This window comes from Kitasatospora sp. NPDC057692 (assembly GCF_042799475.1).
In the GTDB taxonomy this organism is placed as follows: domain Bacteria; phylum Actinomycetota; class Actinomycetes; order Streptomycetales; family Streptomycetaceae; genus Kitasatospora.
This window is the reverse complement of the sequence record NZ_JBHVIV010000043.1, coordinates 43,294-64,696: the sequence shown is the minus strand read 5'-3', so window position 1 is coordinate 64,696 and position 21,403 is coordinate 43,294. Positions and strand designations below refer to the sequence as shown.

General features: G+C 75.1%; 17 protein-coding genes and 1 pseudogene. 12 read left to right on the top strand and 6 right to left on the bottom strand.

Annotation, left to right across the window (positions count from 1 at the left end; all coding sequences use genetic code 11):
• The first annotated feature begins 209 nt into the window (after positions 1-209).
• Both ACFVFS_RS23455 and ACFVFS_RS23450 read left to right on the top strand, forming a co-directional pair.
• Positions 210-1,556, top strand: a complete 1,347-nt coding sequence (locus tag ACFVFS_RS23455; RefSeq protein WP_380626566.1) for a restriction endonuclease — start codon at positions 210-212, stop codon at positions 1,554-1,556.
• Positions 1,557-1,792: 236 nt separating this feature from the next.
• A complete protein-coding gene (locus ACFVFS_RS23450; protein ID WP_380626576.1) occupies positions 1,793-2,545 on the top strand; it encodes a ZIP family metal transporter in 753 nt (250 codons plus the stop codon).
• Positions 2,546-2,594: 49 nt separating this feature from the next.
• On the opposite strand, the gene ACFVFS_RS23445 is transcribed toward ACFVFS_RS23450, so the two are convergent.
• Entirely contained in the window at positions 2,595-3,500 is a 906-nt protein-coding gene (locus ACFVFS_RS23445) for a LysR family transcriptional regulator (RefSeq protein WP_380626565.1), read from the bottom strand.
• Between the two features lie 121 nt (positions 3,501-3,621).
• Here ACFVFS_RS23445 and ACFVFS_RS23440 point away from each other — a divergent pair, with 121 nt between their 5' ends.
• On the top strand, positions 3,622-4,575 hold the full coding sequence (locus tag ACFVFS_RS23440) for an EamA family transporter (protein ID WP_380626575.1): 954 nt from the start codon (positions 3,622-3,624) through the stop codon (positions 4,573-4,575).
• 124 nt (positions 4,576-4,699) lie between these two features.
• On the opposite strand, the pseudogene ACFVFS_RS23435 reads toward ACFVFS_RS23440, so the two are convergent.
• Positions 4,700-4,921: pseudogene (locus ACFVFS_RS23435) on the bottom strand (MarR family winged helix-turn-helix transcriptional regulator); the annotation flags it as partial.
• Between the two features lie 240 nt (positions 4,922-5,161).
• Between ACFVFS_RS23435 and ACFVFS_RS23430 the strand changes: the two are divergent.
• A complete protein-coding gene (locus tag ACFVFS_RS23430; protein WP_376096760.1) occupies positions 5,162-5,500 on the top strand; it encodes a DUF2218 domain-containing protein in 339 nt (112 codons plus the stop codon).
• Here ACFVFS_RS23430 and ACFVFS_RS23425 read toward each other — a convergent pair.
• Together ACFVFS_RS23425 and gabT are read right to left on the bottom strand one after the other, a co-directional pair.
• Positions 5,497-6,153, bottom strand: coding sequence for a phosphatase PAP2 family protein (locus ACFVFS_RS23425; protein ID WP_380626564.1), 657 nt, complete (start codon positions 6,151-6,153; stop codon positions 5,497-5,499). The two genes, ACFVFS_RS23430 and ACFVFS_RS23425, sit on opposite strands and share 4 nt — an antisense overlap.
• A gap of 449 nt (positions 6,154-6,602) precedes the next feature.
• Positions 6,603-7,943, bottom strand: coding sequence for a 4-aminobutyrate--2-oxoglutarate transaminase (gene gabT, locus ACFVFS_RS23420; RefSeq protein ID WP_380626563.1), 1,341 nt, complete (start codon positions 7,941-7,943; stop codon positions 6,603-6,605).
• Between the two features lie 240 nt (positions 7,944-8,183).
• Between gabT and ACFVFS_RS23415 the strand changes: the two genes are divergently transcribed.
• From ACFVFS_RS23415 to ACFVFS_RS23405, 3 genes are all read left to right on the top strand, one after another.
• On the top strand, positions 8,184-10,274 hold the full coding sequence (locus ACFVFS_RS23415) for an ATP-binding protein (protein WP_380626562.1): 2,091 nt from the start codon (positions 8,184-8,186) through the stop codon (positions 10,272-10,274).
• A 212-nt stretch (positions 10,275-10,486) separates the two neighbouring features.
• Complete coding sequence (locus ACFVFS_RS23410; RefSeq protein WP_380626561.1) at positions 10,487-12,052, top strand: PucR family transcriptional regulator; 1,566 nt, start codon at positions 10,487-10,489, stop codon at positions 12,050-12,052.
• A gap of 153 nt (positions 12,053-12,205) precedes the next feature.
• Positions 12,206-13,648, top strand: a complete 1,443-nt coding sequence (locus ACFVFS_RS23405) for an aldehyde dehydrogenase family protein (RefSeq protein ID WP_380626560.1) — start codon at positions 12,206-12,208, stop codon at positions 13,646-13,648.
• Between the two features lie 60 nt (positions 13,649-13,708).
• Here the strand turns inward: ACFVFS_RS23405 and ACFVFS_RS23400 are convergent, their stop codons facing one another.
• Positions 13,709-14,374: an NAD(P)H-binding protein gene (locus tag ACFVFS_RS23400; RefSeq protein WP_380626559.1), complete on the bottom strand. Its 666-nt coding sequence runs from the start codon at positions 14,372-14,374 to the stop codon at positions 13,709-13,711.
• An 89-nt stretch (positions 14,375-14,463) separates the two neighbouring features.
• Here ACFVFS_RS23400 and dxr point away from each other — a divergent pair, with 89 nt between their 5' ends.
• The 5 genes from dxr (at position 14,464) to ACFVFS_RS23375 (ending at position 20,065) form a co-directional block, all read left to right on the top strand.
• A complete protein-coding gene (dxr, locus tag ACFVFS_RS23395) occupies positions 14,464-15,693 on the top strand; it encodes a 1-deoxy-D-xylulose-5-phosphate reductoisomerase (RefSeq protein ID WP_380626558.1) in 1,230 nt (409 codons plus the stop codon).
• A 79-nt stretch (positions 15,694-15,772) separates the two neighbouring features.
• On the top strand, positions 15,773-17,077 hold the full coding sequence (locus tag ACFVFS_RS23390) for a M50 family metallopeptidase (protein ID WP_380626557.1): 1,305 nt from the start codon (positions 15,773-15,775) through the stop codon (positions 17,075-17,077).
• Positions 17,078-17,220: 143 nt separating this feature from the next.
• Positions 17,221-18,381 carry a flavodoxin-dependent (E)-4-hydroxy-3-methylbut-2-enyl-diphosphate synthase gene (gene ispG / locus ACFVFS_RS23385; protein WP_380626556.1) on the top strand — a complete coding sequence of 387 codons (1,161 nt, stop codon included), beginning with the start codon at positions 17,221-17,223 and terminating at the stop codon, positions 18,379-18,381.
• 155 nt (positions 18,382-18,536) lie between these two features.
• Positions 18,537-19,412 carry a GNAT family N-acetyltransferase gene (locus ACFVFS_RS23380; RefSeq protein WP_380626574.1) on the top strand — a complete coding sequence of 292 codons (876 nt, stop codon included), beginning with the start codon at positions 18,537-18,539 and terminating at the stop codon, positions 19,410-19,412.
• A gap of 86 nt (positions 19,413-19,498) precedes the next feature.
• Positions 19,499-20,065, top strand: a complete 567-nt coding sequence (locus ACFVFS_RS23375; RefSeq protein ID WP_380626555.1) for a GNAT family N-acetyltransferase — start codon at positions 19,499-19,501, stop codon at positions 20,063-20,065.
• Here the strand turns inward: ACFVFS_RS23375 and ACFVFS_RS23370 are convergent.
• On the bottom strand, positions 20,038-20,955 hold the full coding sequence (locus tag ACFVFS_RS23370; protein ID WP_380626554.1) for an aminoglycoside phosphotransferase family protein: 918 nt from the start codon (positions 20,953-20,955) through the stop codon (positions 20,038-20,040). The genes ACFVFS_RS23375 and ACFVFS_RS23370 overlap by 28 nt on opposite strands.
• Positions 20,956-21,403: the final 448 nt, after the last annotated feature.

The following is a 21,403-nucleotide window of genomic DNA, read 5'->3' as shown; positions in this document are numbered from 1 at the left end:
CCCCGGCCCTGGGGGGCCCCCCGCCCGCCCCCCGGGGGGGCGCCCCCGCGCCCGCCCCCCCGGCCGGGGGGGGGGGGGGGGGGGCCCCCCCGGCCCCCCCCCCCCACGCCCGGGCGGCCGCGCTCACCCACCACCGCACGGTCACCGTCCAGGCCGAGCAGGATCGGCTGACCGACCTGCTCCGGCGGGCCGCGCTGCCCGTCTCGGCGATGGACTTCGAGAGCCAGCTGCGCCGCTACGAGCCGCGCCCCTACCCGGCCGACGGCCCGGCCGCCACGGCGGCCGGCGCCGACCCGGAGCCGCGCTGGGAGGACTTCGCGCCCGCCGAACCGCCCGCCGCCGAACCCGACGAGGGCCCGGCCCGCCGGCTGCTCGACTCCGGCTACCAGCGTGAACTCGCCACGGCCCGGCTCGCCCACCAGCGCGCCCTGCGCGAGTGGCGGACCCGGCGGGCCGACGCCGCCGACCCGGTCGCCGACGAGTCCCGGCGCGCCCACGACCAGGCCGAACAGGCCCGGGCGCGGGCGGTGCAGGAGTACAACGAGTCCCTGGAGGAGTGCCGCCGGGCCTACCGGCAGGCCGAGCCGGCCGCCGTCGAGTCGCTGCTGGAGCGCGCCCTCGCCGCCGCCGAGACCCACACCCAGGACCTCCCGGCACCCTGCCGCGCCGTCTACCGGCCGCTGACCCGCACCGCCGTGCTCGACCTCGACCTGCCGGCCCTCGACGTGGTGCCCTCGCTGACCGGCTACCGGCTCGGCGCGGACGGCGAGATCCTCCCGGTGCCGCGTCCGCCGGCCGACCGGGCCGCCGACTACCTGCGGCTGGTCGCCCGGCTCGCCCTGCGCGCCCTGCAGGCCGCCGACGCCGTCGACACCGACGAGATCCTCGCCGGGGTCGTGCTCAACGGGTGGCTGCGCGAGCCCGGCGGGGCCGAGCCGCTCTGCCTGGTGAGCGTGGACGCGGACCGCGACGCCCTGGCCCGCACCAGGCTGCTGCCGCCGGCCGACCCCGACGAGGAGCCCGACGGCGAGGGCGTCTACGCCGACGCCGAACAGGACGAGGCCCTGGTCCGGCTGCGCCAGCTGGGCGCCGCCGTCAGCCCCGACCCGTACGGGCGGGCGGGTGTCGAGCCCGCCGCGCAGGCGGCCGCCACCGTCCCGGCGGCGCCCGACCTGTCGGCGAACGAGTTCGCCCAGCTGGTGCGCGAACTGCTCACCCGGGGCGGGCTCGGCCAGTGGAGCGTGCGGCTGCGCGGCCCGGCCGGGCTGGTGGCCACCGGGGAGGGGCCGACCGGCAGCGCGCTGCCCGGCCGCTGGGTGGTCTGGGCCTCGCGGAGCGCCGGACCGGTGGGGGAGGAGGAGATCCGCACGCTGGCGGAGGCGGTCCGCGAGGAGGCCGCCGAACGCGGCCTGCGGCTGACCACCGGCCACTTCACCGACGGGGCGCTCGACCTCACCGGCGAGGACGGGCTGCGGCACATCCACCTGGTCGACGGGGACGGCGTGCGCGAGCTGGCGCGCACCCACCTCGGTCTGCCGCTCGCCGCCGGGCGCTGAGCCGCCGGTCGGGCGGCGAGCCGTCGGCCGGGCGGTGGCGCCCGGCCCGATCACCCCGACGGCCCGTCCGGCGGGCGTCGGCGCGCGGGCTGCACGACGCTGGGGGACACGGCCGTCCGGCACCGGTCGACGACCGGCCCGGGGACGGCGGAACACGGGGGGAGACGAGTGAGCAGACGGTCCGCCGCGGGGGTGGAGCGGTGACCGCGGTGCTGGTCGCCGCGGGCGCCTTCCTGATGACGCTGATCGGCGGCTGGGTCGCGCAGCGCACCGGGGACCGCCGCCACCTGGTGCTCGGCTTCGCCGCCGGACTGATGCTCGGGGTGGTCGCCTTCGACCTCCTCCCGGAGGCGCTGCACCAGGCCCCCGAGGAGGTCCACGGGGTGCCGCAGGCGCTGCTGATGTTCGCGGCCGGCTTCCTGGCCATCCACATCGTCGAGCGGGCGGTGGCCATCCACCGCGGCCACGAGGCGGAGTACGCCGCCCACACCCACGGCCAGCGGTCCGCCCAGGGCCACACTCACGGCCGCGGCCGCTCCGGCATCGACGGTCACCAGGGCGTCGGCCTGACCGCCGCCCTCGCCCTGGTCGGCCACAGCGTCATGGACGGCTTCGCGATCGGCGCTGCCTTCCAGGCCGGGACGACGGTCGGGACGGTGGTGGCGATCGCCGTGGTCGCGCACGACTTCGCCGACGGCTTCAACACGTACACGATCACCCGGCTCTACGGGAACAACAAGCGGCGGGCGCTGACCCTGCTCGCGGCGGACGCGCTCGCACCGGTCACGGGCGCCGCGATCACCCTGCTGTTCACCATCTCCGGGCACCTGCTCGGCCTCTACCTGGGGTTCTTCGCCGGGTTCCTGCTCTACCTGGCGACCTCCGACATCCTCCCCGAGGCGCACAGCCCGCACCCCTCGCGGACCACGCTGCTCTGCACCCTCGGCGGGGTGGGCTTCATGTGGCTGGTGATCGGGCTGGCCGGCTGACGCCGCGCCGGACCCTCGGCCGCGTCGGCCCGCCGTCCTCGACGGCCCGTCAGCCGTCCAGGGCGTCCCACCGGGCCCGCATCGCGGCCAGCGCCTCGGTGATCGCCGGGCGCCGCGAGGCCTGGGAGCGCCAGAGCGCGAACACCCGCCGGGCCGGCTCCGGCACCACCGGCCGGGCGACCACCCCCGGCGGCAGCGCGCCCCGGCCCAGCCGCGGCACCAGCCCGACGCCCAGCCCCGCCGCGATCAGCGCGATCTGGGTCTCGAACTCGCCGACCTGGTAGCGCACGTCCGGCTCCTCGCCGGCCTCGCGCAGCGTCCGGACCAGCCAGTCGTGGCAGATGTTCCCCGGCGGCACGCTCGTCCACCGCTGCCCGCGCAGCCGCTCCTCCGGCACCGCCGCAGGCTCGGCCAGCGGGTGGCCGACCGGCACCAACAGGTCCACCGGGTCCTCGCCGAGGTCCATCCGGGACAGCCCGTCCTGGACCGGTAGCGGCACCGTCGGCCAGTCCTGGACGAGTGCCAGGTCGACCTCGCCGCGCGCCACCAGCTCGGCCGCCGGGTACGGGTCGCACTCCAACAGCCGCACGTCCAGGTCGGGGCAGCGCTCCCGCAGCTCGGCCAGCACGCCCGGCATCAGCCCGCGCGCGCCGGTCGCGAAGGCGGCCACCAGCAGCCGTCCGACCGCCTGGCCGCGCTGCTCCTCCAACCGCACCTCGGCCCGCTCCACCAGGCCCAGCACCGCCTGCGCGGTGCCGGCCAGCTCGCGCGCCGCGTCCGTCAGCACCACCCCGCGGCCCTGGCGCTCCAGCAGCACCGTCCTGGTCTCCCGCTCCAGCTTGGCGATCTGCTGGGAGACGGCGGACGGGGTGAAGCCGAGGGCCGCGGCCGCCCCGCCGACCGAGCCGTGCACCGCCACCGCGTGCAGCGCCCGCAGGCGCCCCAGATCCATCATGAAGCCATGCTAAAGCGTTGCCTTCAGCATTCATCGCTGGTGCTACACGGTGACCGGCGGCCATCCTCGTCCCATGAGCGCATCCCCGCAGGCCGCCCCGGGCGGCGGCACGAACGGCGGCATGAGGCCGCGACACATCGCCCTGGCCGTTCTGGTGGCCGCCGTCTGGGGCCTCAACTTCGTCCTCATCCACATCGGCCTGGAGAACTTCCCCCCGCTGCTCTTCTGCGCCCTGCGGTTCGCGGTGGTCGCCGTCCCGGCGGTCTTCCTCGTCGGCCCGCCGAAGGTCGCCTGGCGGTGGGTGCTCGCGGTCGGCGTGGTGCTCGGGGTGGTCAAGTTCGGCCTGCTCTTCCTCGGCATGCACGCCGGGATGCCGGCCGGCCTCTCCTCCCTGGTGCTCCAGGGGCAGGCCGTCTTCACCGCACTGTTCGCCGGCCTCCTGCTCGGCGAGCGGCCCGGCGGGCAGCGGCTCCTCGGCCTGGCCGTGGCCTTCCTCGGGATCGGCCTGAGCGCCGTTGACCGCGGCCTCGGCGGACCGCTCGGCGCCTTCGCCCTGGTCGTCCTCGCCGCGGCCGCCTGGGGCCTGTCCAACGTACTGACCCGCAGGGCCGCCCCGCCGGACGCGCTGCGCTGGATGGTCTGGGTCAGCGCCGTGCCGCCGCTGCCGCTGCTCGGCCTCTCGCTGCTGGTCGAGGGCCCGGAGGCCGACCTGCGGGCCCTGCGCGGGATCGGCCTCGCCGGCGTCGGCGCGATCGGCTACGTCGGACTGGTGTCCACCCTGTTCGGCTTCGTCGCCTGGAGCTACCTGCTGCGCAGCTACGACGCCACCGCCGTCGCGCCCTACTCGCTGCTGGTACCGGTGTTCGGGATGTCCTCGGCGTGGCTGCTGCTCGGCGAGCCGGTCGGACCGGCGGCCGCCGTCGCCGCGGTCCTGGTGGTCGCCGGGATCGGGATCACCGCGCTGCGCCCGGGGGCGCTGTCCGGCGCGGCGCGGCGGTGGGGCCGGCGGTCGCCGCGTACGCGGACTCGGCGGTCCGCAGCGCCCGCAGCAGCACCTCCTGCTCGGCGGGGCTGACCGGGCCGAAGTACTCCAGGGCGACCTCGTGCCGGACCTGGCCGATCCGCTCCACCGCCGACCGGCCGGCCGCGGTCAGCAGGATCCGCACCGCGCGGCGGTCGGCCGGGTCCGGGGCCCGCTCGACCAGGCCGGCCTCCTCCAGGGCGTCCACCACCGTGGTGGCGGAGCGCGGGGCGATGTGCAGCCGGTCGGCCAGGTCGCTCAGCCGCATCGCGCGGTCGGGGAGCTCGCAGCCGGGGGCGTGCGCGAGGGCCCGCAGGGCGCGGCCCTGGCCGGGGGTGATGCCGTAGGGCTCCAGCCGCTCGCTGGTGCGGCGGCGGATCCGCTTGATCGCCCGGGTCATCGCGTCGGCCAGCTCGGCGGCGGTGTCCGGGGCGCCCGCCGGATCCGGAACGGGGGAGGAGCTCGCCGCGTCGTCGGTCGGCGTGGTGGTCATGGGCGGCTCTCCTCGGCAGGTGTCCGACCCAGGGTATCGGCCGGTCCCGAGGCGCCCGGAAAAGTGTTGAGCAAGGCTCAGTATCTGCGTTAGCGTAGGTCGCGAGTGAGGGCATCCTAAGTTCCCTCCCCTGACCCTGGAGGGCCCGTGCCCCGCTCCGAAGCCCGCGTCGCCACCGACCGCTCCGCCCGCTACGCCAAGCAGCTCGCCGCCCACATGGGCCGCAAGATCCAGGCCGACTGGTCCGAGGAGACCGGCCGCGGCACCCTCGTCTTCGGCGCCGGCACCGCCACCCTGGAGGCCGCCCCCGACGCGCTGCTGCTCGCAGTCGAGGGCGAGCGGGACAACCTCCCCGGCCTGGAGGACGTCGTCGGCCGCCACCTGGTCCGCTTCGGCGCCCGCGACGAGCTGGTCGTCGAGTGGCACCGCGACAACGGCGAGCCCGGCCTCGTCCACCGCAACGACGAGGCCCCGGCCGAGGGTTAGCCCCCGGCCGGCGGTGGCCGGTGCGCACCGGGGCGGGCGGTGAGCGGCCGGCGTGCGAGGACCCAGAGGACCAGGCCGCCCAGGCACCAGCTGGCCACCACGTCCAGCAGCCAGTGGTAGTCGCTCCACACCAGGCCGAGTCCGACGCCCGTCACCAGCAGCGCCGTCCCGGCGGCGAGCACCCGCCGGGCCCGGGGGCCGGCGGTCCGGGCCAGCAGCAGGGCCGCCACCCCGTACCCGAGCGTGGCGGTCGCGGTGTGGCCGGACGGGTACCAGCCCCACTGGTCCGCCGCCAGCGGCAGCCCGAACGGGCCGGGCCGCGCGAACCACGCCTTCGCCGGGACGACCAGCAGCGGGATCAGCCCGGCCGTCAGCACCGCCACCGGGAGCGGCAGCCACCAGCGCGCGAAGCCCGCCCGGAGCTCCCGCCAGGCCGCCACCGCCCCGCCGAGCAGCAGCACCGGTACCGCCGCCGAGCCCCCGCCCAGGTCGGAGAACGCCTTGCCGAGGTGGTTGAGCAGGGTGCTGTGCAGCGTGTGCCGGGTCTCCCGGACGGCGTGCCGGGCCCAGCGGTCCAGGCCCAGCAGCGGCCCGTCCACCGCGACCTGCCAGGACACCAGGAGCAGGACCACCCCGAGGACCACCGGCACCACCGGGTGGCCGAGGACGCGGGGCAGCCGCCCCGGAGCAGGGGGGAGAGCTCCGGGGCGGCTCTGATGATCGCCGCTCCGTGCGTCCCGGGGGGTGTGGGTCGGACGGCCGGTCGATCGGCTTTCGGTGTGCACCGCCCCGGGAGGGGCGGCCTGGTTGTCCTCGCGGCCCTCGCGCGGAGCCGTCCCGGAGGGCGGTGCCGCGGACGGATCCGCCCATGGCTGGGGCTCGCTGTCCATCTGTGATGACACTACGTCAAGCTCCTTGCGGGGCCGAGGAGCTTCAGCGATTCCGCACACCATCTTCACCGTCCGCGCCGGTGGCGTCACGCCGGGTTCGAAACCGAACGGCCCGCGGGGACGAGGTCCCCACGGGCCGTTCGGCGCTGTCCGGACATCCCTCCGGCGGGTCTTCGGTGCGGCGCCGACCGGTGCGGCGCCGACGGGCCGGATCAGACGGTGGCGAACGCGCCCTCGAGGATGTCCAGGCCCTCGTTCAGCAGGTGCTCCGGCATCACCAGCGGCGGCAGGAAGCGCAGCACGTTGCCGTAGGTGCCGGCGGTCAGGACGACCAGGCCCTCGGCGTGGCAGGCCTTGGCGATGGCCGCGGTGGCCTCCGCGTTCGGCTCCTTGCCGCCCGGCTTCACCAGCTCGACGGCGATCATCGCGCCGCGGCCGCGGACCTCGCCGATGATCTCGTGCTTCTCCTGCATGGCCCGCAGGCGGCCCAGCATGATCTCACCGATCCGCTGCGCCTTGCCGACGAGGTCCTGCTCCTTCATGGTCTCGATGGCGCCCAGCGCGGCGGCGCACGCCACCGGGTTGCCGCCGTAGGTGCCGCCCAGGCCGCCGGTCTGCGCGGCGTCCATGATCTCGGCGCGGCCGGTCAGCGCGGACAGCGGCAGGCCGCCGGCGATGCCCTTGGCGGTGGTGATCAGGTCCGGGACGATGCCCTCGTCCTCGCAGGCGAACCACTGGCCGGTGCGGCAGAAGCCGGTCTGGATCTCGTCGGCGACGAACACGATCCCGTTCGCCTTCGCGAACTCCACGATCGCCGGCAGGAAGCCCTTGGCCGGCTCGATGAAGCCGCCCTCGCCCTGGAGCGGCTCGATGATGATCGCGGCGACGTTCTCGGCGCCGATCTGCTTGTTGATGGTGTCGATCGCCTGGGCGGCGGCCTCGGCGGCGCAGTTCTCCGCACCGGTCAGCCAGCGGTAGGGGTAGGCGACCGGCACCCGGTAGACCTCGGGGGCGAACGGACCGAAGCCCTGCTTGTACGGCATGTTCTTCGCCGTCAGCGCCAGGGTGAGGTTGGTGCGGCCGTGGTAGCCGTGGTCGAACACCACGACGGCCTGGCGCTTGGTGTAGGCGCGGGCGATCTTCACCGCGTTCTCGACGGCCTCGGAGCCCGAGTTGAACAGCGCGGTGCGCTTCTCGTGGTCACCCGGGGTCAGCTCGTTCAGCTGCTCGGCGACGGCCACGTAGCCCTCGTACGGGGTCACCATGAAACAGGTGTGGGTGAAGGCGGCCAGCTGCTCGGTCGTCTTCGCCACCACGGCCTCGGCGCTGTTGCCGACGTTGGTGACGGCGATGCCGGAGCCGAAGTCGATCAGCGAGTTGCCGTCCACGTCCTCCAGCACACCGCCGTTGGCGCGGGACACGTACACCGGCAGGGTGGTGCCGACGCCGGCCGCCACCGCACCCAGCTTGCGGGCGTGCAGCTCCTGCGACTTCGGACCGGGGATCGCGGTGACCAGACGGCGCTCCTGCGGGAGCGGCGTTGCGGCGCTCATGGGTTTCTCCAGACTTCTCGGCTCGGTAGTTCGCAGGCTACGGCGGCGTTCCCCGGGCAGGCATGCGCCACTCGGTAGCACTGGGCCGTCCGACTTGTCCGGGGCGGCCAGCGCGATGGGCGCCACGACCGGTGGGCTCCGCTCCACTACATTGAGCGCGGGCGTGTCGCCGGGGCGGCGGCATGGGTATGGGCGGCACCGACGGCGGTCGGGCCGGCGGGCGAGGGAGCGGGGCCGTACATGGGACTGGACGGGGCACGGAGCCACAGCGAGCGGACCACCGCCACCCCCCATCACCCGCCCACCGCGATGCCGCACCCCCGCCACCCGGCCCGCGTGCCCTTCGACCTCGCCGCCTGGGTCGCCGCCCCCCGCCCGGAGGCCGCCCCGGGCGTCTTCCGGGAGGGCTACCGGCAGATCGACCCCGACCGCGCCGAGGCGGCCAAGGTTCCGACCTGGCCCCTTCTCCTGCGCGCGGGGCTGAACGCGGTGGTGGCGTGGTTCGCCTATCTCTACGGCACCCAGCTGCTGATGTACCTGCTCGTCTGGTTCGGTCGGCAAACCGGGATCGGCCCGCTCGCCGAGCCCTCGGAAGCCGGTGCCATGTTCACGCTGCTGGTCGTCAACGTCGTCGCGATCGCCGTCGTCATCAAGGTCTTCGGCAAGATGGGCCGGTGGGTGGAGGTCTGGCGGCGGTACGCGCTGCCCGTGCTGTCGCGGACCGTGACGGAGGAGGAGCCCGCGTCCGTGGCGGAGCAGGCGGAGGCGGTGCGGCAGCGGGATCCGTGGGCGGTGCTGCGGCAGGGCGGGGCGGCGGGTGCGGCCGGGCTGCTGGACGGCGAGGCGGTCGGGGATGTCGACTACGTGCGGATCCAGCGGGCGTGGGAGTCGGCCCAGGCGGACCGGGCCTTCCTGCCGGCCTTCGCCGAGCAGGTGTCGCTGCGCGGCGCGGCGGCGTTCGCGCACCCGTCGGAGGCGCGCGAGCTGCCGGGGCGGGCGGAGCGGCACGACCTGCTGCTGGGCCAGGTGCGGCTCGGGACCGCGCAGGACGTGCCGAAGAACCCGCTGACCCACCGGGCGGCGGGCTTCGCGCTGGATCCGGCGGTGCTGGGCACCTCGCTGCTGGCGGTGGGCCCGGCCGGGACGGGGAAGACGGCGCGGCTGGCCCGTCCGGTGGCGGAGGCGCTGTGCCTGCAGGCGCTGGCCGGGACGGCGTGCGCGGTGGTGATCGGGTCGTCGGAGGCGGACCTGGGGCCGGACGACTGGTACGACGTGGTGATCGCCCCGGGCCACGCCGCGTCCCGTTACGGGCTGGACCTGTACGGCGCGGCGCAGGACCCGGACGAGGCGGCGGCCCGGCTGGCGGAGGCGCTGCTGCCGGACGAGCTGACGGCGCGCGCCGAGACGGCGCGGACGGTGCTGCAGCAGATGGTGGGCCCGTTCCACGCCGCGTTCGGCCGCTACCCGGGGGTGCGCGAGCTGCGGGCGCTGCTCGCCGGGGAGCCGGAGGCCCTGGAGTCGCTGGTGAAGGGGCTGCGGGCGGCGGGCCGGCTGGGCTCGTACGAGCGGGACCTGGAGCACCGGGAGCGCCAGCGCGGCCGGGCGGACGATCCGGGGGCGCTGCTGGCAGACCGGCTGGCGCTGCTGGACCGGCCGGCCTTCGAGGGGGTGTTCGCGACCGATGGCACCGGTCTCCCGCCGTTCGCGATGCGGGTGCTGGACCACCCGCTGCGGGTGCGGGTGAAGCTGCCGGAGCGCAGTCACCCGGAGGCGGCGCGGATGCTGTCGCGGCTGCTGGTGGGCCAGTTCGTGCAGGCCGCGGGGGCCCGCGGGGACCGGTCGCTGTTCGCCGGGCTGGTGGTGGACGACGCCTCGGCGGCGCTGGACGCCGGGATCGTGCGCGGGCTGCAGCGGCTGCGCGGGGCGAACGCCGGGGTGGTGCTGCTGCTGCGGACGCTGGTCGACCTGCCGGAGGCGCTGCGGGCGCCGCTGTTCGGGGCGGTGGGCTGCCGGGCGGCGTTCCCGGGCATCGCGCCGTGGGACGGCCGGCTGTTCTCGGAGGCCTGGGGCACCCACCTGGTGCGGGAGACGGCGGTGACGCTGGCCCCGGACACCTCGGGCGGGATCGTGCGGCGGGCCGGGCGGATGGGGCGCAAGGCGCTGTCGGGGACGACCGCGCAGACGGAGTCGGTGACCACCCGGGAGGTGGAGCGGCTGCGGTGGTCCCCGTCGGACCTGGCGCACGCGTTGCCGGCCGGGCACGCGGTGCTGTCGCTGACGGCGGTCTCGGGGGAGCAGGTGCCGCCGCTGCTGGTGGACCTCCGGGACTGACGGGACCGAGGACCGAGGACCGTGGGCCGTGGGCCGGGGAGGGTGGTCCGAGGACCGAGGGCCATGGGCCGTGGACGAAGCTCGCCTTCGAGGTGGATTCGGCAGTGCGGCTTGTCCGGGGCGTCCATAATGAGAGGTGGGACCCCCAAGGACCCCCAGCCCTCTCTCGCCCGGCCGCAACGGCGCGGTCGGGTCGTTCCCCCGAAGGTGCCATGCCCCCCACACTTGCCTCCGTCGTCCGCAACACCTCGCTCCATCTGACGGTCCTCGCCGGTGCGGACCACCTGGAGCGGCCGGTCCGCTGGGTGCACACCAGCGAGCTGGACGACCCGACGCCGTTCCTCGAGGGCGGCGAGCTGCTGCTCACCACCGGGATCAAGCTGGGCCGTACGGCCGCCCAGTTGCAGGCGTACGTGCACCGGCTGGCCGACGCGGGGGTGGTCGGGCTCGGGCTGGGGGTGGGCCTGTCGCACACCGAGGTGCCGCAGCCGCTGGTGGACGCGGCGGCGCAGCGCGGCCTGCCGCTGCTGAGGGTGCCGGAGCCGACGCCGTTCATCGCGATCAGCAAGGTGGTGTCGGCGGCGCTGGCCGCCGAGCAGTACGAGGCGGTGACGACCAGCTTCGAGGCGCAGGAGGAGTTGACCCGCGCCGCGCTGGGCAAGGACGGCACGACGGCGGTGGTCCGGCGGCTGGCGGCCCGGCTGGGCGGCTGGGCGGCGCTGTACGACGGGTCGGGGGCCCTGTCGGTGGTGGCGCCGGACTGGGCGGCGCGCCGGGCCGGGCGGCTCGCGGCGGAGGTGGACCGGCTGCGCCGGCGCCCGGCGCCGTCGAGCGCCGCGCTGCAGGGCCGCGCGCCGGGGATAGACACGGCGGACGAGGACTACGTGGTGGTCCAGTCGCTGGGGGCGGACCGGCGGGCCCGGGGTTTCCTGGCGGTGGGCACCGAGGACCGGATCACGCCGACCGAGCGGTACGTGCTGAACGCGGCGGTGGCGCTGCTGACGCTGACCCTGGAGCGGTCGCGGGAGCTGCGGCAGGCCGAGGAGAAGATGGGCGCCGCGCTGCTGCGGATGGTGCTGGCCGGTGAGGTGGCGACCGCGCGGCAGGTGGCGGCGGGCCTGTTCGGGGGGCTGCCGGAGGGGACCGTCCGGGTGCTGGTGGCCGGGGCGGCGCAGGGCGCGGACGCGGGGGAGGCGCTGGGCGAGCTGGGCGACCGGGCCGAGCAGGCCGGGTCGCGGGTCGGCGAGAAGCTGCTGGTGGCGCGGGAGGAGGGCGCGCACGGACCGCGGCTGATGCTGCTGGCGCTGGACAACGGCGCGGTGCACCGGGCGTGCCTGGGGGCGGTGGAGGAGCACGAGGGCCTGTCGCTGGGCGTGTCGGCGCCGGCCGCGTTGGAGGACGCCGGGACGGCGCACGCGCAGGCCGAGCGGGCGCTGGCGGTGGCGCTGCGCGGGGGCCGGCGGTCGGTGGACCACGAGGAGGTCGGCGCGGGCTCGCTGCTGCCGCTGCTGGGCGAGGACGCCGTGACGGCCTTCGCGGAGGGGCTGCTGCGGCCGCTGCGCGAGCACGACCGGACGGCGCGCGGCGATCTGGTGGCCTCGCTGCGGGCGTGGCTGTCGCGGCACGGGCAGTGGGACGCGGCGGCGGCCGATCTGGGGGTGCACCGGCACACCCTGCGGTACCGGATGCGGCGGGTGGAGGAGCTGCTGGGGCGGTCGCTGGACGATACGGACGTCCGGATGGAGCTCTGGCTGGCGCTGCGCTCCGGCGAGGAGTGAGGAAAGGCCGCTCGGAGGCTGGACGCGGTGGAGTGGCGGCGGGGGCGAACGCTACTCGGTGTCCAATCCGGTCGGCGCGTCGCCCGTCCTACCCTCGGTTCTGGCTCCACGTCCGTGGGGTCGTGAGGACGACGAGGAGAGGCCGGTACCACGGTGACCACCACGTACGATTTCTGGCTGGCCGGCCGCCGGGCGAGCGGCGACGCCGACTTCGAGGTGCACAACAGCTGGGACGGCCGCCTGGTCGGCAAGGTGAGCATCCCCACCGAGGCGCAGGTCGAGGAGGCCCTGGAGGCCGCCGTCGCCGCGCTGCCGGTGTTCGCCGCGACCCCGGCGCACGTGCGCACCGCCGCCCTGGACCACGTGGCCCGGCGGCTGACCGAGCGCACCGAGGAGATCGCCCAGCTGATCACCGCCGAGAACGGCAAGCCGATCAAGTGGGCCCGCGGTGAGGTCGGCCGCGCCGTCTCGGTGTTCCGCTGGGCGGCCGAGGAGGCCCGCCGGACCAACGGCGAGACCATGCGGCTGGACACCGACCCGGGCGGCACGGGCCGCTTCGCGGTGGTGCGGCGCTTCCCGCGCGGCGTGGTGCTGGGCATCGCCCCCTTCAACTTCCCGCTGAACCTGGTCGCCCACAAGATCGCCCCGGCGATCGCGGTCGGCGCGCCGATCATCCTCAAGCCGGCCCCGGCCACCCCGCTGTCGGCCATGGTGCTGGGCGAGATCCTGGCCGAGACCGAGCTGCCGGCCGGTTCCTGGAGCGTCCTGCCGGTGCCGAACGACCGGATGCCGGCCCTGGTGCAGGACCCGCGTCTGCCGGTGATCTCCTTCACCGGCTCGGACAAGGTCGGCTACCAGATCATGGACTCGGTGCCGCGCAAGCACACCACCCTCGAACTCGGCGGCAACGCCGCGGCCGTGGTGCTCGCCGACTGGTCCTCCGAGGCGGACCTGGACTGGGCGGCCACCCGGATCGCGATGTTCGCCAACTACCAGGGCGGCCAGTCCTGCATCTCGGTGCAGCGGGTGATCGCCGACGCGTCGGTGTACGACGCGCTGGCGGAGAAGGTCGTCGCCAAGGTGCGGGCCCAGGTCACCGGTGACCCGAACGACGACGCGACGGACGTCGGCCCGCTGGTCGACGAGAACGCCGCCAAGCGGGTCGAGTCCTGGGTGGACGACGCGGTGGCCAAGGGCGCGAAGCTGCTGGCCGGCGGCACCCGCGAGGGCGCGACCTACGCCCCGACCGTGCTGGCGGAGCTGCCGGCCGACGCGATCCTCGCCACCTCCGAGGTGTTCGGCCCGGTCCTGTCGCTGCACCGGGTGGACGGCGTGGACGAGGCCTTCGCGGCCGTCAACGACTCGCTGTTCGGCCTCCAGGCGGGCGTGTTCACCCACGACCTGCAGACCGCCTTCCGCGCCCACCAGGAGCTGGAGGTCGGCGGTGTGATCATCGGCGACGCGCCGTCCTACCGCGCCGACCAGATGCCGTACGGCGGCGTCAAGGACTCCGGCGTCGGCCGCGAGGGTGTCCGGTACGCGATGGACGACTACACCGTGGAGAAGGTGCTGGTCCTCACCGGCCTGGCCCTCTGAGGGTGATCCGAGCGAGGGCCCGGCCGCGTCGTGCGGCCGGGCCCTCGCGCGTGCGCGGGGTCAGGCGCGGCCTCCGGCGGCCGCGACGGCCTCGGCCACGGTGGCGTCGCCGCCGACCAGTTCCAGGGTCTGCCCGGCGGTGCCGGGCTCGTGCAGCAGCGCGGCGAGCACGGCGGCGACGTCCTGCCGGTCGACGGACCCGCGCGGCACGTTCGGCGCGAGCCGGACCAGGCCGGTGCCCGGGCCGTCGGTGAGGCGGCCGGGGCGCAGCACCGTCCAGTCCAGCGAGGTGCGGGCCCGGACGGCGTCGTCGGCGGCGCCCTTGGCCCGCAGATAGGTCTCGAAGACCTCGTCGGAGGGGTACCGGGCGCGGGCGTCGGCGCCCATCGAGGAGACGATCAGGTAGCGGCGGACGCCGGCCAGCGCGGCGGCGTCGGCGAGCAGCACCGCGGCGTCCCGGTCGACGGTGAGCTTGCGGGCGGCGCCGCTGCCCGGCCCGGCGCCGGCCGCGAACACCACGGCGTCGGCGCCCTCGACCAGCCGGGCGAGTTCGGGCGGGGCGGCGGCCTCCAGGTCGAGCAGCAGCGGTTCGGCCCCGGCGGCGACGAGGTCCTCGGCCTGCTCGGGGCGGCGGACGATCCCGGCGGGGCGGTCGCCGCGGTCGGCGAGCAGCCGCTCCAGCCGCAGGGCGATCTGTCCGTGGCCCCCGGCGATGACGATGCGCATGGCTCCGACGGTAGCCCGGGAGCGCGTCCGGCGCCCCGGGAGCGGTCCCGTGGTGCCGGGCGGACGGCCGGGCAGGACACAATGGGCGCATGACTTCGCTCGCCCACCCGCAGCTGCGGTTCACCCCCGAGGTGAACAACCCCTCCGGCCCCCGGGAGCTGGTGATCCTCGGCTCCACCGGCTCGATCGGCACCCAGGCCATCGACGTGGTCCTGCGCAACCCGGACCGGTTCCGGGTGGTGGCCCTGTCGGCGGCCGGCGGCCGGGTGGAGCTGCTGGCCGAGCAGGCGCTGCGGCTGGGCGTGCACACCGTGGCGGTGGCCGACCCGGCGGCCGAGCCGGCGCTGCGCGAGGCGCTGGCCGCGAAGGCGGCGGGCCGTGCGCTGCCGGCCGTGCTGACCGGTCCGGACGCGGCGACCGAGCTGGCGGCGATGGAGTGCCACTCGGTGCTGAACGGCATCACCGGCTCGATCGGCCTGCGCCCGACGCTGGCGGCGCTGCGGGCCGGCCGGGTGCTGGTGCTGGCCAACAAGGAGTCGCTGATCGTCGGCGGTCCGCTGGTGAAGGCGGTCGCGAAGCCGGGGCAGATCGTGCCGGTGGACTCCGAGCACGCCGCGCTGTTCCAGGCGCTGGCGGGCGGCACCCGGGCCGAGGTCCGCAAGCTGGTGGTGACCGCGAGCGGCGGCCCGTTCCGCAACCGCGGCCGCGCCGAGCTGGCGGGGGTCACCCCGGCGGACGCGCTGGCGCACCCGACCTGGGCGATGGGCCCGGTCGTGACGATCAACTCGGCCACCCTGGTGAACAAGGGCCTGGAGGTCATCGAGGCGCACCTGCTGTACGACGTGCCGTTCGACCGGATCGAGGTCGTGGTCCATCCGCAGTCGGTCGTCCACTCGATGGTGGAGTTCACGGACGGCTCGACGCTGGCGCAGGCGAGCCCGCCGGACATGCGGATGCCGATCGCGCTGGGCCTGGGCTGGCCGGACCGGGTGCCGGACGCGGCCCCGGGCTGCGACTGGACCAGGGCGGCGACCTGGGAGTTCTTCCCGCTGGACGACGACGCCTTCCCGGCGGTCGAGCTGGCCCGTGAGGTCGGCACGCTGGGCGGTACCGCCCCGGCGGTGTTCAACGCGGCCAATGAGGAGTGTGTGGAGGCCTTCCTGAACGGCCGCCTCGCCTTCACCGGGATCGTGGACACTGTGGCGAAGGTCGTGGCGGAGCACGGCAGCCCCGTGGCGGGAACTTCGCTGACGGTGGAGGACGTCCTGCACGCGGAGGACTGGGCGCGCGCCCGGGCCCGCGAGCTGGCCTCGGGCTGATCCGGGTCCGCCCGGACGGCACCGCCGGACGACCGGTACGACGACAGGATGAGCGGAGCGGCATGACGGAGGAGCAGCGGTGGCAACGGTGATGACGGTGGTCGGCATCCTGGTCTTCGTACTGGGACTGCTCTTCTCGATCGCCTGGCACGAGCTCGGCCACCTCTCCACGGCCAAGCTGTTCGGCATCCGGGTGCCGCAGTACATGGTCGGCTTCGGTCCGACGATCTGGTCGCGGAGGAGGGGCGACACCGAGTACGGGCTCAAGGCCATCCCGCTGGGCGGTTACATCCGGATGATCGGGATGTTCCCGCCCGGCGCCGACGGGCGGATCACCCAGCGCTCCACCTCGCCCTGGCGGACCATGATCGAGGACGCCCGGGAGGCCTCCTACGAGGAGGTCAAGGAGGGCGACGAGCACCGGCTCTTCTACACGCGCAAGCCGTGGAAGCGCGTGATCGTCATGTTCGCCGGCCCGTTCATGAACCTGATCCTCTCCTTCGGGCTCTTCCTGACGGTGCTGATGGGCTTCGGCGTCCCGATGTCGGTGCCGACCATCGGCACGGTCTCGGAGTGCGTCGTCAAGGCCGGCCAGCCGACCGACAACTGCCCGGCGGACGCGCCCGTGGCACCCGCCTTCCAGGCCGGGCTGAAGCCGGGCGACAAGGTGGTCTCCTTCAACGGCGACCGGATCACCAGCTACGAGCAGCTCCAGGGCGACATCCGGAAGTCGGCCGGCCTGAGGGTCGACCTGGTGGTCGAGCGCGACGGCCGGCAGCTCACGCTCAACCCGACCATCGCCGACAACGACGTGCAGAAGTACGACGCCGACGGGGTGCCGGTCAAGGGCGAGACGGTGCGGGCCGGCTTCCTCGGCTTCACCCCGACCACCGGGGTGGTCCAGCTCGGCTTCGGCCAGTCCCTCGACCGGATGTACGACATGGCGGAGAACGGCGTGAAGTCGCTCGCCGCGCTGCCCGGCAAGATCCCCGGCCTCTGGCACTCGGTGGTGGACGGCACCCCGCGCGAGGCCGACTCGCCGATCGGCATGGTCGGCGCGGCGCGGGTCAGCGGCGAGGTGTTCGCGCTGGACATCCCGGGCAGCCAGCGGATCGCCTACTTCGTCAACCTGCTCGCCGGGATCAACCTCTCGCTGTTCCTCTTCAACATGCTGCCGCTGCTGCCGCTGGACGGCGGCCACATCGCGGGCGCGGTCTGGGAGTCGGTGCGCCGCCGCTTCGCCCGGCTGTTCCGCCGGCCCGACCCCGGCCCGTTCGACGTGGCCCGGCTGATGCCGGTCGCCTACGTCGTGGCCAGTGTGTTCATCGGCTTCACGCTGCTGGTGATGGTGGCCGACCTGGTGAACCCGGTCAAGATCAGTTAGGCCTGCGGGACGGCGGGTGCGCGGGCGCCCGTTCCCGTGCCGTACCGTTGGAGCCCGGGCGCGCGATCGTCGGCGCGCCCGGGCCCGGCCGTCCCAGCGGCGGCCGCACCGACCACACCTCAACCCCGGGGAACCCTGCGCACATGACCGCGATCTCGCTCGGTATTCCGTCTCTGCCGCTCAAGCCGCTCGCCAAGCGCCGTGTCTCCCGCCAGATCATGGTCGGCAACGTGCCGGTCGGCGGCGACGCCCCGGTGTCGGTGCAGTCCATGACGACCACGGTGACCTCGGACATCAACGCCACGCTGCAGCAGATCGCGGAGCTCACCGCCTCCGGCTGCCAGATCGTGCGGGTCGCCGTCCCCTCCCAGGACGACGCCGACGCGCTGCCGATCATCGCGAAGAAGTCGCAGATCCCGGTGATCGCCGACATCCACTTCCAGCCGAAGTACGTCTTCGCGGCGATCGACGCCGGCTGCGCCGCGGTCCGCGTCAACCCGGGCAACATCAAGGCCTTCGACGACAAGGTCGGCGAGATCGCCAAGGCCGCCAAGGACGCCGGCGTGCCGATCCGGATCGGTGTCAACGCCGGCTCGCTCGACAAGCGCCTGCTGGAGAAGTACGGCCGGGCCACCCCCGAGGCGCTGGTCGAGTCCGCGCTCTGGGAGTGCTCGCTGTTCGAGGAGCACGACTTCCGCGACATCAAGATCTCGGTCAAGCACAACGACCCGGTCGTGATGATCAACGCCTACCGCCAGCTCGCCGCCGCCTGCGACTACCCGCTGCACCTCGGCGTCACCGAGGCCGGCCCCGCCTTCCAGGGCACCATCAAGTCCGCGGTGGCCTTCGGCGCGCTGCTCGCCGAGGGCATCGGCGACACCATCCGGGTCTCGCTCTCCGCCCCGCCGGCCGAGGAGATCAAGGTCGGCAACCAGATCCTGGAGTCGCTCGGCCTGCGCCAGCGCGGCCTGGAGATCGTCTCCTGCCCGTCCTGCGGCCGCGCCCAGGTCGACGTCTACAAGCTCGCCGAGGAGGTCACGGCCGGCCTGGAGGGCATGAACGTGCCGCTGCGCGTCGCCGTCATGGGCTGCGTCGTCAACGGCCCGGGTGAGGCCCGTGAGGCCGACCTCGGCGTCGCCTCCGGCAACGGCAAGGGCCAGATCTTCGTCAAGGGCGAGGTCATCAAGACCGTCCCGGAGTCGAAGATCGTGGAGACCCTGATCGAGGAGGCGTTCAAGATCGCCGAGCAGATGGAGGACGAGGGCGTCGAGTCCGGCGCGCCGACCGTCACCGCCGGCGAGTGACCCACCCCGGTGTCGGGTAGGTCCGCGCAGTTCTTCCGGAAGCGGGGCCGTCCGTGCGCGGACGGCCCCGCGGCCGTGTCCGGGTGGGGCCAGGGAGTAGGGTGCGGCCAGAGTCGTCTCAGTAAGGTGCTGTCTCGATGCTCGATCGAGGTGTGATGCTCCCCAGCTCGTTCCAGGCCGCCCGCGCCCTGGCGACCACCCGCGTGCTGGAACCGCCGGACCTGGCCGACGCCCTCGCCGTCCTCCACCGCGATCCGGTCGCCAACGCCTTCGTCGCGACCCGGGTGGAGGCCGTGGGCCTCGACCCCTGGCGGCTCGGCGGCGAGATGTGGGGCTGGTACGACGAGCAGGGCGAGCTCGACGCGCTCTGCTACGCGGGGGCCAACCTGGTGCTGGTCAACGCCGGTCCGCCGGCCGTCCAGGCCTTCGCCGAGCGCGCCCGCCGGCAGGGGCGCCGCTGCTCCTCCATCGTGGGTCCGGCCGGGCCCACCGCGGCGCTGTGGGCGCTGCTGGAGCGCAGCTGGGGGCCGGCCCGGGAGGTGCGGGCCCATCAGCCGCTGATGTCGACGAGCGTGCCGTCCGCCGAGATCGAGCCGGATCCGCTGGTGCGGCGGGTGCGGCGGGGCGAGATCGACACCCTGATGCCGGCCTGCGTGGCGATGTTCACCGAGGAGGTCGGGGTGTCGCCGCTGGCCGGCGACGGGGGGCTGCTCTACCAGGCCCGGGTCGCCGAACTCGTCTCCACCGGGCGTTCGTTCGCCCGGTTCGGGGAGGACGGGCAGGTCGTGTTCAAGGCGGAGATCGGGGCCGTCACGGCGGGGGCCTGCCAGATCCAGGGGGTCTGGGTGGCGCCCGGGCACCGGGGGCAGGGGTTCTCCGAGACCGGGATGGCGGCGGTGCTGGACATCGCGCTGCGGGAGGTGGCTCCGGTGGTCTCGCTGTACGTCAACGACTACAACCTGCGGGCGCGGGCCGCGTACCGGCGGGTGGGGTTCCAGGAGGTCGGGGCGTTCATGAGCGTGCTGTTCTGAGGGGGTGGGGTCGGATGACCGGAGGGACTGGGCGCGCCGGGGGCTCCGGAGGCGCCGGGGGGACCGGGACGGCGGGGGCGGCCGGAGTGGTGATCGAGGCCATCGACCTCGCGGCGTGGGCTCCGCAGGCGCTCGACGTGCAGGCGGTGGCGTTCGGCCTCACTCCGGAGGAGGTCATGGTCCGGCTGCACATCGTCGGGCGGCACGCCCAGCAGCCCGGGGTGATCGCGTTCGGGGCGCTCAGCGGCGGGCGGCTGATCGGGTTCGGGTACGGCATGCCCAACCACCGTGAGCACTGGTGGAGCACGGTGATCGAGCCCTACCTGGTCGCCCGGGGGCACGGGGACTGGCTGGACGGCGTCTTCGCGGTCACCGAGCTGCACGTGCTGCCGGAGTTCCAGGGGCGGGGGGTCGGCTCGGCGCTGATCCGCACGCTGACCCGGCGGTCCGGGATGGACCGCAGCATCCTCTCCGCGATCGACGCCGAGACGCCGGCCCGGCGGCTCTACCGGGCACTGGGGTACCGGGACCTCGCGCGGGCCGTGCACTTCCCGAACACGGAGCGGCGGTACGTGGTGATGGGGGCGCCGTTGCCGCTGCGGGGGTCGGGCGGGGCCGGTTCGGCTCAGAGCGCGCCGGCGAACTCCAGGTAGAGCTCGGCCTCGGGGCGGCGGTTCGCCGCCAGGGCGGCCAGGGCGAGGTCGACGGCGCGGACCAGGGTCCAGCCGCGGAGGCGGTCGCGGTCGACGTCCAGGGCCTCGGCGAGTCGGTGCAGGCGGCGGCGGACGGCGGCGGGGGCGCCGGGGGAGCCGATGAGGGTGTCCGCGCGGTCGAGGGCGAGGCGGGCCAGGTCGTAGGCGCGTTCGCCGATCAGGGGGCGGGGCGCGATCGCCAGCCAGGGGGCGCGGTCGGCGGCGAGGACGTTGCCGTGGTGGAAGTCCCCGTGGAGGAGGAACCGCTCGGTGGCGGAGGCGGCGAGGGCGGTGGCGGTGTCCCGGGCCTCGGTGAGGAGGGGGGCGGCTTCGGGGACGGCGGCGGTGGGGACGGGGGGAGCGGTGGGGGGTGTCGTGGGGAGGGCGTGAGGGGCGGTGAGGGGGAGCGGGAGCCAGAGGCGGTGGAGGAGGCTGGTGGCTTCCAGCATGGCCTTGGGCTCGGCGAGGGAGCGGAGGGGGATCTCGCCGTGGAGGCGTTCCAGGAGGAGGACGCCGGAGGTGGGGGTCCGGTGGGCGTCGAGGAGGAGGACGGCTCCGCGGCCGGCCCAGGCGGTGAGGGCCTCGGGCTCGTGGGCGGTCTCGGGGGTGCGGAGGGAGACCTTGAGGACGGCCGGGGTGAGGTCGTCGTTGCGGTGCGCGTAGGCGACCAGGCTCAGGCTGCCGCCGGGGTCCAGGACGCGGTCCAGGGTGAGGTCGAGGCGGGTGAGCTGGGCGGTGACCAGGGCGGGCAGGTCGGCCAGCCAGGCGGCCGCCTCGGCGGGGTGGGCGGCGGTGATGCTGCGCGTGAGCCAGTCGGGGACGGTGAGCTGTCCGGGTGCTGGTGCCGACATGCTGGCCTTCCGGTCGCGGGTGACCTGGGGTGGTACGGGTCCATTGTCCGGTATGGGAGGGATGGGGCGGGGGTCGGCCGTGTGCAGTGCGGCTTTCGGGAGGGTGGGTGCGGGGTCGGCTCCGGGGGTGGCCGCTCCGGGGGCTGGATGATTTTCCGACTGCCGACCCTGGTGGGGGTGGGTGCTCGCCGTTGGCAGTCTGAAAATCACCCGCTACGCCCCTCTCCGCGGCCACCCCCTACGCCGCCCCCTCCCGCAGCGCGTCCCTCTCGCCTGGGTGGGAGAGGCGGGGTGGGTTGTGGAGGTGGGTAGTGCGGGGTGGAGGTGGGTGGTGCGGGGTGGGGGTGGCGGGCGCGCCGCATGGGCGGGGGCGCCCGGGGAGCGGGGGGGGGGGGCCGGCGGGGGGGGGGGGGTGCCCGGGTCTGGGGGGGGGGCGGGGGAGCCCGGG

What these genes read in the sequence shown, in the direction of transcription:
- ACFVFS_RS23455 (WP_380626566.1), top strand. Translation starts at nt 210, where the DNA reads ATGGACTTCGAGAGCCAGCTGCGCCGCTACGAGCCGCGCCCCTACCCG.
- ACFVFS_RS23450 (WP_380626576.1), top strand. Translation starts at nt 1,793, where the DNA reads ATGACGCTGATCGGCGGCTGGGTCGCGCAGCGCACCGGGGACCGCCGC.
- ACFVFS_RS23445 (WP_380626565.1), bottom strand. Translation starts at nt 3,500, where the DNA reads ATGATGGATCTGGGGCGCCTGCGGGCGCTGCACGCGGTGGCGGTGCAC.
- ACFVFS_RS23440 (WP_380626575.1), top strand. Translation starts at nt 3,622, where the DNA reads ATGAGGCCGCGACACATCGCCCTGGCCGTTCTGGTGGCCGCCGTCTGG.
- gabT (WP_380626563.1), bottom strand. Translation starts at nt 7,943, where the DNA reads ATGAGCGCCGCAACGCCGCTCCCGCAGGAGCGCCGTCTGGTCACCGCG.
- ACFVFS_RS23415 (WP_380626562.1), top strand. Translation starts at nt 8,184, where the DNA reads ATGGGACTGGACGGGGCACGGAGCCACAGCGAGCGGACCACCGCCACC.
- ACFVFS_RS23410 (WP_380626561.1), top strand. Translation starts at nt 10,487, where the DNA reads ATGCCCCCCACACTTGCCTCCGTCGTCCGCAACACCTCGCTCCATCTG.
- ACFVFS_RS23400 (WP_380626559.1), bottom strand. Translation starts at nt 14,374, where the DNA reads ATGCGCATCGTCATCGCCGGGGGCCACGGACAGATCGCCCTGCGGCTG.
- dxr (WP_380626558.1), top strand. Translation starts at nt 14,464, where the DNA reads ATGACTTCGCTCGCCCACCCGCAGCTGCGGTTCACCCCCGAGGTGAAC.
- ispG (WP_380626556.1), top strand. Translation starts at nt 17,221, where the DNA reads ATGACCGCGATCTCGCTCGGTATTCCGTCTCTGCCGCTCAAGCCGCTC.
- ACFVFS_RS23380 (WP_380626574.1), top strand. Translation starts at nt 18,537, where the DNA reads ATGCTCCCCAGCTCGTTCCAGGCCGCCCGCGCCCTGGCGACCACCCGC.
- ACFVFS_RS23370 (WP_380626554.1), bottom strand. Translation starts at nt 20,955, where the DNA reads ATGTCGGCACCAGCACCCGGACAGCTCACCGTCCCCGACTGGCTCACG.